Origin of the sequence: Burkholderia sp. BCC1996 (assembly GCF_905339955.1) — a bacterium.
Lineage (GTDB): Bacteria > Pseudomonadota > Gammaproteobacteria > Burkholderiales > Burkholderiaceae > Burkholderia.
In genome coordinates, this window is record NZ_CAJPHM010000003.1 from 294,944 (window position 1) to 306,789 (window position 11,846).

Consider the following 11,846-nt stretch of genomic DNA (forward strand, 5'->3'; position numbering starts at 1 on the left):
TTATCGGTTTGAAAGCCGTTCTGGCGACGGCCGTGCAACAGAATAACGCTCAAGCGCATGAATGTGCGCGCCGAAATGCCGGAGATAAGGGATTTCACACGGGTCTCGCCCGGGGTTTCGCACGGCCGGCCCGCACGGATGCGGGCCGTGAGCGTCAGCCATGCGACGTCATGTCGGCGACGCGCTGCGCGAGCGCGAGCGACGCGGTCAGCCCCGGCGACTCGATGCCGAACAGGTTCACGAGGCCGCGCACGCCGTGCTGCGCCGTGCCTTGCACGATGAAGTCGGCCGGCGGCTCGCCGGGCCCCGCGAGCTTCGGCCGGATCCCCGCGTAGGCCGGCTGCAGCGCGTCGTCCGGCAGGTCGGGCCAGTACGTGCGGATCGACGTGTAGAACGCCGGCGCGCGCGCCGGATCGACTTCGTAGCGCAGCGCATCGACCCACTCGACGTCCGGGCCGAAGCGCGCCTGCCCGGCGAGATCGAGCGTCAGATGCACGCCGAGCCCCGCGCGGTCGGGCATCGGATAGACGAGATGCGAGAACGGCGCGCGCCCGGACAGGCTGAAGTAGTTGCCGCGCGCGAGATAGAGCGGCGGCACCCAGCGCGGATCGAGGCCGCGCGTGCGGCGCGCGAGCGCCTGCGCGCCGAGGCCCGCGCTGTTGATCACGCACGCGGCCTCGATTTCGGTCGGCGCGTCGCCGCCGGTGCGCACGACGAAGCGGCCGCCGCGCAACACGTCGATCGACTCGACCGGGGATTTCAGCGCGCACACCGCGCCGTCGCGCTCCGCGTCGCCGAGCAGCGCGAGCATCAGCTGGTGGCTGTCGACGATGCCGGTGCTCGGCGAAAACAGCGCCTCCACGCAATCGAGCGCGGGCTCGAGCGTCTGCGCCTCGGTGCGCGTGAGCGGCATCAGGTCGAGCACGCCGTTTTCCGCCGCGCGCGCGGCGATCGCCTTCAACTGCTTCACCTGCGCGGTGCTCGTCGCGACGAGCAGCTTGCCCACGCGCCGGTGCGGCACGTGACGCGTCTCGCAGAACTCATACAGCAGGTCGCGCCCGCGCACGCACGACATCGCCTTCAGCGAGCCGCGCGCGTAGTAGAGCCCCGCGTGAATCACCTCGCTGTTGCGCGAGCTCGTGCCCGTGCCGATTGCGTCGGCCGCCTCGAGCACGATCGTTTCGCGTCCGCGCGCGGCCAGCTCCCGCGCAATCGCAAGACCGACGACACCCGCGCCGATCACCACACAATCCATCTGCTCCATGGCGTTTCGCGTCGCTCACGCGTCGAGGGGAGAGAAGAGAATTGTACGTCCCGGTTCGCCCGCCTGCCGAACGCGCTTGCATCGGCATGTCGCGTGCGCCGCGCCGCACGGCACGAAGCGCGCAGGCCGCGGCGAGGCGCGCGCCGCCGGCTCAGAACCCGATCGGCCGGCGCTTCGCCGCGCCCTCGTCGGCGCGGATGTCGGACGGTGCGATCACGTCCCGGCCGTCGAGCCGCGCGGCGCCGAACGCATGCAGCAGCGCACGGCGCATCGTGCGCGGCGGCGTCGCGGCCAGCACGTCGAGCGCGTCGTCGTCGAGCGTGTCGGGGAAGCGCCGCCCCCACGCGTGCGACGTGCGGATCTCGTCGTAGATCGTCTGCGCGATCCGGCGCGCGCCGGCCGCGTCCGGCGGCGCGATCTCGTACACGTTCATCCGGTTCAGCAGCGGCTCCGGAATCGCCTGCGCATCGTTCGCGGTCGCGACCCAGATCACGTTGCCCGCATCGATCGGCACCTCGGCGAATTCGTCGACGAACGCGCGCGCGGTGTCGTGCTCGAGCAACGCGTACAGCGCGCCGAGCGGATCGTATTGCGCGTCGCTGCCCGCCTTGTCGATCTCGTCGACCGCGATCACCGGGTTCGCGTAGCTGCCGTTGACGAGCGCTTCGAACACCTTGCCGGGCTTCGCGTTCTTCCATTGCGACGACGCGCCCGACAGGATCCAGCCGGCCGTCAGCGAACTCATCGGCACGTAGTGGTACGCGGTGCCGAGCAGCTGCGCGAGCGCCTTCGCGAAATGCGTCTTGCCGATGCCGGGCGGCCCGAGCAGCAGGATCGGCATCAGTTCGAGCCGGTCGTCCGTCTCGAGGCACAGCGCGACCTGCTTGCGCACGTCGTCGAGGGGCTCGGTGAAATTGGGCAGCGCGTCGCCGAGTTCGTCGAACGACGGCATCCGGTTCGGCTTCACGCAAAAGCGCAGATTGCCGGTCTTGAGCATCCGCTCGTAGGTAGCGCGCAGTGCGTCGCTCGCGCTCTCGTTCAGCTCGTTCAACGCGGTCTCGACCTGCTCGAGGTCGTACACCGTGCTGAAGGACGCCACCGCCAGTTCCTGTTTCACCATCGCCGTCGTCATACCAACCTCGCCGCTGCTGCCGTCACTCGATCATCAGACCCTTACGATTTCAGTGTAGCGATCCCGCATCGGCGTGCAAGCAAGCAGCCACCGCGGTCTGCTGCTAACACCGTGCGCGCGCTGCGGCGTCGCGCCGCGCGGCGTATGATCGATGGTTCACCGGCCGTCGCGCCGGCCTCGCCACGGCGCCCGCGCGGCGCCGCGCGCTTCGTCTCCAAGGGTTGCCGATGTCCGTCCCCGCTGCTGTCTCGCGCGTCGATCCCGACGCGATCCACGCCATCGACGCTGTCGACGCCGCGCTCAAGTCGCGCCGCGCGATTCGCGCGTTCCTGCCGACGCCCGTGCCGCGCGACACGCTCGAGGCGATCCTCGAAGCCGCGAGCCGCGCGCCGTCGGGCACCAACATCCAGCCGTGGCACGTGTACGTCGCGACCGGCGCGACCCGCGACGCGCTCGCCGCGGCCCTCACCGCGGCATACGACGATCCGGCGCGCGACGAGAAATACGTCGCCGAGTACGACTACTATCCGCGCGAATGGGTGTCGCCGTACCTCGACCGGCGCCGCAAGGTCGGCTGGGACCTGTATGGTCTGTTGAACATCGGCCGCGACGAAAAGGCCCGCATGCACGCGCAGCATGCGCGCAACTTCCGTTTCTTCGATGCGCCGGTCGCGCTGTTCTTCACGCTCGACCGCGTGATGACGCACGGCGCATGGCTCGACTGCGGGATGTTCCTGCAGGGCGTGATGACGGCCGCGCACGCACGCGGCCTCGACACCTGTCCGCAAGCCGCGTTCGTGCCGTTCCACCGGATCGTCGCCGAGCATCTCGGCATCCCGGCCAACGAGCAACTCGTGTGCGGGATGTCGCTCGGCCATGCGGACCCGCACGCGATCGAGAACCGCCTCGTCACCGAGCGCGCGAGCGTCGCCGAGTTCGCGCGCTTTTTCGCTTGAAAACGCGTGACGCGCACCTACCTTTCGATCAGGACCAAATCGTGCTGCGAACCCGCGGCGACGCATCGTGTCACGCGACCGTCCGGATCGATCGGGCGTAAGATGTGCGTCCGTTCCCCGCTACCCCCGCGTTTCCGGAGAAGTTTCATGCTGAAACACGGCCTGGCCGTCCTGCTCGCGAGCGCCGCGCTCGCGGCCCATGCGCAGAGCGCCGCACCGGCAGCCGTCGCATGGGAGATCCAGGTGGTGCGCGACGGTCAGACGATCGACACGTTCCAGCAACGCACCACCGTCGGTCAGACCCGCACCGACACCCATCGCTATCCGTCCGCCGTGCCCGTCGGCTGCGGCAACGCCGCGCGCGTCGTGCCGACCGAGCGCTCGCGCTCGGTGACGGTCGCGCCGCTCACCGTCGACGACGCCGCCCGCACCGTGTCGCTCGCGCTCGACGTGCAGGAAACCCTCGACGACGAAAACGCGACGCGCAGCGATCCGTGCGTGCCCGCGTCGCCGCGGCAAATCGTCGCGAGCCATCCGGGGCTGTCGGTCGGCGACGACGCATGGACCGACTGGACGCTCGTCGAGCAGCGCCCGCATCTCGTCTACCGCGTGCGCGCGCACGTCGCGAAGGACTGAGCGCCATGTCCGCCGACGCCCTGTCCCTGCCGTTCGCCGAACCGCACGCCGCGCCCGACGAAATCACCGCGGTCAGCTGGAACCTGCACAAGGGCCGCTCGCCGCTCGGCTTCACCGCATGGAACGCGATGCGCAACTGGATGCAGTCGACGCACGCCGACGTGTATTTCCTGCAGGAAGCGATGGCGCGCCGCATGCCGCGCCCGATGCTCGCCCCCGGCTTCGGCGCGCCGATGGACGACGCGGTCGACGACGTGTGGCACTGCCAGGCCACCGAGATCGCGCAGGCGCTCGACTGGCAGATCGCGCTCGGACCGAACGTGTTCAAGCCGTCGTGGCGGCACGGCAACGCGATCCTGTCGCCGCACCCGCTCGACCTCGGCGGCCGCTGGGACATCTCCGCGCACCGCTTCGAGCGGCGCGGGCTGCTGGTCGCGCGCGCGACGCTCGCCGGCGCGCGGCCCGTCACGCTCCTGTGCGCGCACCTCGCGCTCACGCGTGCGGCGCGGCTGCGCCAGATGCACTGGATCGCGCACTGGATCGTGCGCAACGCGGGCGACGACCCGCTCGTGCTCGCCGGCGACTTCAACGACTGGCGCAACGATTCGGTCGCGCTGTTCGCCGAGATCGGGCTGTCCGAAGTCGCGACGCTGCTCGGCGAGTCGGGCCGCACGTTCCCCGCGTTCTCCCCGGCGCTCGCGCTCGACAAGATGTTCGTGCGCGGGCTGACGCCGCTCGAATGGCAGGCGCCGTCCGGCGAAACCGCGTGGCTGTCGGACCACCTGCCGTATATCGCGCGGCTGCGCCTCGATTCGCAGTGACGCGGCAGCACCGCATGCCCGCGACTACCGAAGCGCATATCGCAGCGGCCGGTTCACCTGCCTGACCGGCTCGAAAGCGTGCGCGTTCCGGACCCGCGTGTTCGCGGCGCGAAGCTCGCTGGCGACCGTTGAAAGCAATTTGCAAGATTCCGTTGCGCCAAATCCGCGCAGCCGCGCGGGTCAAGCCCGCATCTGCCCCAAGCAGGGTAAAATAACGAGTTCCTCAAACGTCTGTCATCGAGAAGGCGCGTGTCCGACGCGCCGGCCGGCCGATCCGCGATCGGGCCGACGCACTCGGTTTTTTGCCCGTTTTTGGGCCCGTTACACGCGTTCGCTACGCGCGTCCGTTTTCAAAGCCATGAGCAAATACGACACCGCCACCGTCCAATCCGTCCATCACTGGACCGACACGCTTTTCAGCTTCACCTGCACCCGTGAGCCGAGCCTGCGCTTCAACAACGGCGAATTCACGATGGTCGGCCTCGAGGTCGACGGCAAGCCGCTCGCGCGTGCCTACTCGATCGTCAGCCCGAACTACGAAGAGCACCTCGAATTCTTCAGCATCAAGGTCCAGAACGGTCCGCTGACGTCGCGCCTGCAGCACCTGAAGGTGGGCGACCCGGTGCTGATCGGCAAGAAGCCGACCGGCACGCTCGTCGCCGACAACCTGCTGCCCGGCAAGACGCTGTGGATGCTGTCGACCGGCACGGGCCTCGCGCCGTTCATGTCGATCATCCGCGACCCGGACATCTACGAACGCTTCGACAAGGTCATCCTGACGCACACCTGCCGCCTGAAGGGCGAGCTGGCGTACATGGACTACATCAAGCACGACCTGCCGGGCCACGAGTACCTCGGCGACATCATCAAGGAAAAGCTCGTCTACTACCCGACGGTCACGCGCGAAGCGTTCGACAACGAGGGCCGGATCACCGACCTGATCGCGACGGGCAAGCTGTTCACGGATCTCGGCGTGCCGGCGTTCTCGCCGGAAAACGACCGCGTGATGCTGTGCGGCAGCACCGCGATGCTGAAGGACACGACCGACCTGCTGAAGCAGGCCGGCCTCGTCGAGGGCAAGAACAGCGCGCCGGGTCACTACGTGATCGAGCGCGCATTCGTGGACTGATCGAGCCCCGAATTTGTGCCGTATCAAGAACCGGAGCAAAAGCTCCGGTTTTTTTTCGTCCCTACTTGGCGAATTCGTAACAAACTGGGACTATTCCATGTCAAATCGTTACATTTGGATACGCGCAGCGCCGGTGCTTTCGTGTCGGTGTTTTTCCTACAGCCAGCTTCATTCCGATTATTCACATTTACCCTTAAACCTCCGTCTGACATGACCTTTTCAAAATTTTTGAGATATTATTCGGCCCGCATGGTTGGCGTCGGGACGGTCATTGAAGGGTCGGACTCAAACGTTACAAATTGTAACTTCTGTTACCTCGGCAAGGGGCGATTCCCTGACGGCGACCGTCATCGAAACGGCAGCCGATCCACGCAGCCGGCCGGTGCCCGAACCGCTTTCTGACAGCAGGGAGAGTCATGGATACGTCGCTCAACGCGCCCCCGGGCGCCCACGCCCCGTTCCCGTCGCAGCCGCGCGTGCCTGGCGACGGCGCGGCAGCCCCCGTGGCCGAAGCCCTGCCCAACCGCGACACGTCCGCCGCCCGGATCGCGGCGCTGTCTCTTCAGCTGACGGCCGCCGACGAAGCGGCCCGCCGCCATCTGGCCGGCGAACTGCATGACGGGCTCGGCGCCGAACTTACCGCCGCGCGTTTCGCGCTCGCAAACGTTCAAACGTGGCTGCCGGCCGATGCGCCGGAGGGCTGCCTGCGCGCGCTCGAGCTGGCGCAGCGGTCGCTCGACGCCGCGACCGACGCCAACCGCCGGCTGATCGACGAGCGCGACACGCCGGCACTCGACGGCGGCGTCGTCGGCGCACTGTCGACGTGGGCCGACAGCCACGCGGCCCGCACCGGCCTGCGTACGAGCTTCGTCTGCGCGGCCGACGCGCGGCTCACGCAACTCGGCGGCGCCGGCGCGCTCGCGATCTTCCGTGTCGCGCAGGAAGCGCTGTCGAACGTCGCGAAGCATGCGCGCGCGGCGTCCGTCGACGTGCAGATCGACACGGACGCCACCCATCTGTCCCTGATCGTCACCGACGACGGGACCGGTTTTGCCCGCAGCCGGCGCGCCGGCTACGGCCTCGCCGGGATGCGCGCACGCTGCGAGGCGTTCGGCGGCAGCTTCGACGCGCGTGCGCCGGAAGCGGGCCGCGGCACGCGCGTCATCGCGCGCTTCGCGTGGGACTCGCTGTTCGCGGTGCCGGCCGCCGCGCGCCGCGCGTCGCTTTCGTGAGGTCGTCATGAGCCTGAACATCCTGCTCGTGGACGATCATGCGATCGTCCGCCAAGGGATCCGCCACCTGCTGATCGACCGCGGTGTCGCGCGCGACGTGACCGAAGCCGAGACCGGCAGCGATGCGATGGCCGCGGTCGACCGCCAGGCCTTCGACGTGATCCTGCTCGACATCTCGCTGCCGGACGCGAACGGCATCGAGGTGCTCAAGCGCATCAAGCGCAAGCTGCCGGGCGCGCCGGTGCTGATGTTCTCGATGTACCGCGAGGATCAGTACGCGGTGCGCGCGCTGAAGGCCGGCGCATCCGGCTACCTGTCGAAGACGGTGAATGCCGCGCAGATGATCGGCGCGATCCAGCAGGTCGCGGCCGGCCGCAAGTACGTGAGCCCGGCGATGGCCGAGGCGCTCGCCGAATACGTGTCGTTCGAGAACGAACCGCTGCCGCACGAGAAGCTGTCCGACCGCGAATACCAGACGCTCTGCATGCTCGCGTCGGGCAAGCGCCTCACCGACATCGCGAACACGCTGTCGCTGTCGGTGAAGACGGTCAGCGTGTACCGGTCGCGGCTGCTCGAGAAGATGCGGCTGTCGAACAACGCGGAACTGACGTTCTACGTGATGAGCAACCGGCTCGTCGAGATGACGCCCGCGTCGGGCGCCTGATCCGCCGGATTCACCGGAATCGCGCCGTCCACCGCGCCGGCCTGCGCCGCGCCGGCGCCGGCCGCCGAATGCTGCGCGCAAGCGCTTGTTTTGTCGGGCGATTCCGGAGCACGCCGCTGCGCCGCAGCGGGTCTTTCACGCCAAATCGGCTAAAATTGCGGGTTTTCACTCACTCGGCGGCGCCGCGCTCGCGCACGCCGGAGACACATCCGCAATGTCCCTCTTCCGCAAGAAAAACGTCGATCGCATGATCGCCGGCGCGCACGGCGCCGGGCTCAAGAAAGCGCTCGGCGCAATCGACCTCACCTTCCTCGGCATCGGCGCGATCATCGGCACCGGCATCTTCGTGCTGACCGGCACGGGCGCCGTGCAGGCCGGCCCCGCGCTGATGCTGTCGTTCGTGATCGCCGCGATCGCATGCGGCCTCGCGGCGCTGTCGTACGCGGAATTCGCGTCGACGATTCCGGTCGCGGGCTCGATCTACACGTATTCGTACGCGACGCTCGGCGAGCTCGTCGCGTGGATCATCGGCTGGGACCTGATGCTCGAATACGGCCTCGCGGCGTCGGCCGTGTCGGTCGGCTGGTCGGGTTACCTGCAGTCGCTGCTGCAGGGCTTCGGGCTCTCGCTGCCGACCGTGCTGACGGCCGCACCCGGCGCGATTCCGGGCGTCGTCACGTGGTTCAACCTGCCGGCGTTCCTCGTGATGGTGGTGATCACGACGCTGCTGTCGATCGGCATCCGCGAGTCGACCCGCATCAACAACATCATGGTGTTCATCAAGGTGTCGGTGGTGCTGCTCGTGATCGCGGTCGGCGTGTTCCACGTGACGCCCGCGAACTGGAAGCCGTTCATGCCGCACGGCTGGAACGGCGTGTTCGGTGCTGCGGCCGTGATGTTCTTCGCGTTCATCGGCTTCGACGCAGTGTCGTCGGCGGCCGAGGAAGTGAAGAACCCGAAGCGCGACCTGCCGATCGGCATCATCGCGTCGCTCGCGGTGTGCGCGGTGCTGTACGTGACGGTCGCGGCGGTCGCGACCGGCATCGTGCCGTCGGCGCAGTACGCGAACGTGTCGCACCCGATCTCGTATGCGCTGCAGATCGCCGGCGAGACGTGGGTCGCGGGCTTCATCGACCTCGGCGCGGTGCTCGGCATGCTGACCGTGATCCTCGTGATGAGCTACGGCCAGACGCGGATCATCTTCGCGATGTCGCGCGACGGGCTGCTGCCGGCGACGCTGTCGCGCGTGCATCCGCGCTACGCGACGCCGTTCCTGACGACCTGGCTCGTCGGCCTGTTCTTCGGGCTGATCGCCGCGCTCGTGCCGCTCAACGTGCTCGCCGAGCTGATCAACATCGGCACGCTCGCCGCGTTCTCGATGGTGTCGATCGCGGTGCTGGTGCTGCGCCGCACGCACCCGGAGCTGCCGCGCGCGTTCCGCTGCCCGGGCGTGCCGGTGGTGCCGATCCTCGCGGTCGGCGCGTGCCTGTTCCTGATGCTGAACCTGCAGCCCGTCACGTGGGCCGCGTTCGGCATCTGGCTCGTGATCGGCCTCGTGATCTACTTCCTGTATTCGCGGCGCCACTCGAAGCTCGCGCACGGTCACCACGACGCGCATTGACCGCCGCCGCTGCGCGCGCACACCGCGCGCAGCACGCAGCGTGTAGCGGTACGACGCCACGCCGGGCCGGCACCGGCCCCGTGCGCCCCGCTCCCTCCCGCCTGAATCGTCCCCGCCCGAATCGTCCCCGCCATAGGCGCACCCGCGCGGGCGGCGCGACATGCGCCGCTTCGCCCCGCCCGCGCACGATCGCTGCCCGATCGTCGCGATTTCTTGCCCGATCGTCCGGATTTGCCGCCACGATCTGCACGCTGCCGGCACGCGCGCGCCGGCCGGTTCATAATCCCGCCATCGAACGACGGCCCAGCCCGGCGGGCCGTCCGGCAACAGGAACAGGATGATGGAAAGCGTCGATCTCGATGTACTGAAATCCAGCGCGCGCTGGCTCGACGAAGGACGCCGCGTGCTGCTCGTGACGGTCGTGAAGACGTGGGGCTCGTCGCCGCGCCCCGAAGGCGCGATGCTCGCGGTGCGCGAGGACGGGCTCGTGGTCGGCTCCGTGTCCGGCGGATGCATCGAGGACGACCTGATCGCCCGCGTGCATGCGAGCGGGATCGCGGCCGACGCGCGCCCGGAAGCCGTCAAGTACGGCGTGACGGCCGAGGAAGCGCACCGCTTCGGGCTGCCCTGCGGCGGCACGATCCAGCTCGTGCTGGAGCCGCTCACGCGCGACAGCGGGATCGCCGCGTTGTGCGCGGAAGTCGAAGCCGGCCGCCTCGTCACGCGCACGATGACGCTCGCGACCGGGCGCGCGTCGCTGTCACCCGCGCAGGCGACCGACGGGCTCGCGTTCGACGGCGAGCGGCTCGTGACGATCCACGGGCCGCGCTACCGGATGCTCGTGATCGGCGCCGGGCAATTGTCGCGCTATCTGTGCCAGATCGCGGTCGGCCTCGACTATCAGGTGACGGTTTGCGATCCGCGCGAGGAATACACGGATGCGTGGGATGTGCCGGGCACGCGCGTCGTGCACACGATGCCCGACGACACGGTGCTCGACATGAAACTCGACGCGCGTTCGGCCGTGATCGCGCTCACGCACGACCCGAAGCTCGACGATCTCGCGCTGATGGAGGCGTTGAAGACGCCCGCGTTCTACGTGGGCGCGCTCGGCTCGCGACGCAACAATGCGGCGCGGCGCGAGCGGCTGCTCGAATTCGACCTGAGCGAGGCAGAACTGGCGCGGCTGCACGGGCCGGCCGGCATCTACATCGGCAGCCGCACGCCGCCCGAAATCGCGATCTCGATCCTCGCCGAAGTGACGGCCGCGAAGAACAACGTGTCGCTGCCGACGATCCTGCAGGTCGAGGGCGCGAAGGCCGCCCGCGAGATCGCGGCAAACGGCGGCGCGGCCTGCGGCCTCTGAGGCCCCCTCCAAACCGGTCGCTTCGCGCCAGCCCCCCAAGGAGACTTCCTTCGGGGCGGAAAACCTGGGGCGGCCCGGCGTTTTCTTGACGCCGTCGCTGCGGTGCAAGGCCGCGGCGGATGGCCGTCATGCGTCGGCGGGAAACCGGCGCGCGTCGATGCCGACGTCAGGCAAGGCCCGCCGCGAGCGCCGCGGCGACCGAGCCGGCCACCAGCACGACGCCGACCGTGCGGCGCTTGTTCAGCTCCGTCCACAGCAGCACGCCCGTCAGCGACAACAGGATCAGCGAACCCGCGATCGTGTCCATCAACAGCACCCAGCCGAGATTCATGCCGACGCCGCGATGCAGGTTGTTCAGCGTCGTCAGGAACGTGTTGCCGCTGCGCTTCACCGACACGTAGCCGTTGCCGACCCAGTATTCCGCCTGCAGGTTCTGGTGCGGACCGAACAGGCCCATCTGCCAGTGCTCGGGCTGCATCACGCGCTTGTCGCCCCAGGCGACCGGCTGCGCAGGCTCCTTGCGCACGCGGCCCGGCCGGCCGTCGAAGTGCAGTTCCTGCTGGAGCCAATTCGTCATCGCGGCGGGCGACTTCGGCACCGGGTCCGGCAGCGCGATCTGCATCTGTTCGACCTGCGGTTCGCCGGTCGGGATCTTCAGCGGCGGCGCACGGTGGTTCAGCAGCACGCCCGTCACGCCGAACAGCAATCCGAGCACCGCGCCCCACAATCCGACCCAGCCGTGCACCTTGCGCAGCCATTTGATGAAGGTCGCGCGGCGCGAGCGCTGGCGGCGCGCCGCGAGTTCGGCGTCGCTCAGGGGCCGTGCGGCCGGATGCAGCACGGTAACGCCCGCGGGGGGCCTGCCCGCCTGCGGCGGGGCGATCGTTTCGGGCGCGTTCACGCGAGAGTATCCATTCGTTCAAAGCAACGGGCGGCGCACGGAAAACGTACGCCGCCCGGACAGCATGAAAATGAGAATGGATATCATTACACAAATGAAGCGACCACTCAATCCGCCGGCACAC

General features: G+C 68.7%; 11 protein-coding genes. 8 read left to right on the plus strand and 3 right to left on the minus strand.

The window, feature by feature from the left end:
- Nucleotides 1-154 precede the first annotated feature (154 nt).
- A complete protein-coding gene (locus tag U4Z64_RS05575) occupies nt 155-1,264 on the minus strand; it encodes an NAD(P)/FAD-dependent oxidoreductase (RefSeq protein WP_321810931.1) in 1,110 nt (369 codons plus the stop codon).
- Nucleotides 1,265-1,415: 151 nt separating this feature from the next.
- The gene (locus tag U4Z64_RS05580) at nt 1,416-2,396 is read right to left on the minus strand and encodes an AAA family ATPase (RefSeq protein WP_044848851.1); all 981 of its coding nucleotides are present in this window, start codon (nt 2,394-2,396) and stop codon (nt 1,416-1,418) included.
- A gap of 227 nt (nt 2,397-2,623) precedes the next feature.
- On the opposite strand from U4Z64_RS05580, the gene U4Z64_RS05585 reads away from it, so the two are divergent.
- The 8 genes from U4Z64_RS05585 (at nt 2,624) to U4Z64_RS05620 (ending at nt 10,821) form a co-directional block, all read left to right on the plus strand.
- The gene (locus tag U4Z64_RS05585) at nt 2,624-3,352 is read left to right on the plus strand and encodes a nitroreductase (RefSeq protein ID WP_321819430.1); all 729 of its coding nucleotides are present in this window, start codon (nt 2,624-2,626) and stop codon (nt 3,350-3,352) included.
- 147 nt (nt 3,353-3,499) lie between these two features.
- A complete protein-coding gene (locus U4Z64_RS05590; protein ID WP_321819431.1) occupies nt 3,500-3,988 on the plus strand; it encodes a hypothetical protein in 489 nt (162 codons plus the stop codon).
- Between the two features lie 5 nt (nt 3,989-3,993).
- Complete coding sequence (locus U4Z64_RS05595; RefSeq protein WP_124486665.1) at nt 3,994-4,809, plus strand: endonuclease/exonuclease/phosphatase family protein; 816 nt, start codon at nt 3,994-3,996, stop codon at nt 4,807-4,809.
- A 358-nt stretch (nt 4,810-5,167) separates the two neighbouring features.
- Nucleotides 5,168-5,938, plus strand: a complete 771-nt coding sequence (locus tag U4Z64_RS05600) for a ferredoxin--NADP reductase (RefSeq protein WP_321819432.1) — start codon at nt 5,168-5,170, stop codon at nt 5,936-5,938.
- A 416-nt stretch (nt 5,939-6,354) separates the two neighbouring features.
- The gene (gene rqpS, locus U4Z64_RS05605; protein WP_321803216.1) at nt 6,355-7,170 is read left to right on the plus strand and encodes a quorum system sensor histidine kinase RqpS; all 816 of its coding nucleotides are present in this window, start codon (nt 6,355-6,357) and stop codon (nt 7,168-7,170) included.
- 7 nt (nt 7,171-7,177) lie between these two features.
- Nucleotides 7,178-7,834 carry a response regulator transcription factor RqpR gene (gene rqpR, locus U4Z64_RS05610; RefSeq protein WP_044848845.1) on the plus strand — a complete coding sequence of 219 codons (657 nt, stop codon included), beginning with the start codon at nt 7,178-7,180 and terminating at the stop codon, nt 7,832-7,834.
- 214 nt (nt 7,835-8,048) lie between these two features.
- Entirely contained in the window at nt 8,049-9,455 is a 1,407-nt protein-coding gene (locus U4Z64_RS05615) for an amino acid permease (protein WP_321810934.1), read from the plus strand.
- Between the two features lie 340 nt (nt 9,456-9,795).
- Complete coding sequence (locus U4Z64_RS05620) at nt 9,796-10,821, plus strand: XdhC family protein (protein WP_044848843.1); 1,026 nt, start codon at nt 9,796-9,798, stop codon at nt 10,819-10,821.
- A gap of 166 nt (nt 10,822-10,987) precedes the next feature.
- Here U4Z64_RS05620 and U4Z64_RS05625 read toward each other — a convergent pair whose 3' ends face one another.
- On the minus strand, nt 10,988-11,722 hold the full coding sequence (locus U4Z64_RS05625) for a PepSY-associated TM helix domain-containing protein (RefSeq protein WP_321819433.1): 735 nt from the start codon (nt 11,720-11,722) through the stop codon (nt 10,988-10,990).
- Nucleotides 11,723-11,846 lie beyond the last annotated feature (124 nt).

Excerpts from the sequence above, each read along its gene's own strand:
- U4Z64_RS05580 (WP_044848851.1), bottom strand. The coding sequence starts at position 2,396 with ATGACGACGGCGATGGTGAAACAGGAACTGGCGGTGGCGTCCTTCAGC.
- U4Z64_RS05595 (WP_124486665.1), top strand. The coding sequence starts at position 3,994 with ATGTCCGCCGACGCCCTGTCCCTGCCGTTCGCCGAACCGCACGCCGCG.
- rqpS (WP_321803216.1), top strand. The coding sequence starts at position 6,355 with ATGGATACGTCGCTCAACGCGCCCCCGGGCGCCCACGCCCCGTTCCCG.
- U4Z64_RS05575 (WP_321810931.1), bottom strand. The coding sequence starts at position 1,264 with ATGGAGCAGATGGATTGTGTGGTGATCGGCGCGGGTGTCGTCGGTCTT.
- U4Z64_RS05620 (WP_044848843.1), top strand. The coding sequence starts at position 9,796 with ATGGAAAGCGTCGATCTCGATGTACTGAAATCCAGCGCGCGCTGGCTC.
- U4Z64_RS05590 (WP_321819431.1), top strand. The coding sequence starts at position 3,500 with ATGCTGAAACACGGCCTGGCCGTCCTGCTCGCGAGCGCCGCGCTCGCG.
- U4Z64_RS05585 (WP_321819430.1), top strand. The coding sequence starts at position 2,624 with ATGTCCGTCCCCGCTGCTGTCTCGCGCGTCGATCCCGACGCGATCCAC.
- U4Z64_RS05615 (WP_321810934.1), top strand. The coding sequence starts at position 8,049 with ATGTCCCTCTTCCGCAAGAAAAACGTCGATCGCATGATCGCCGGCGCG.
- rqpR (WP_044848845.1), top strand. The coding sequence starts at position 7,178 with ATGAGCCTGAACATCCTGCTCGTGGACGATCATGCGATCGTCCGCCAA.
- U4Z64_RS05600 (WP_321819432.1), top strand. The coding sequence starts at position 5,168 with ATGAGCAAATACGACACCGCCACCGTCCAATCCGTCCATCACTGGACC.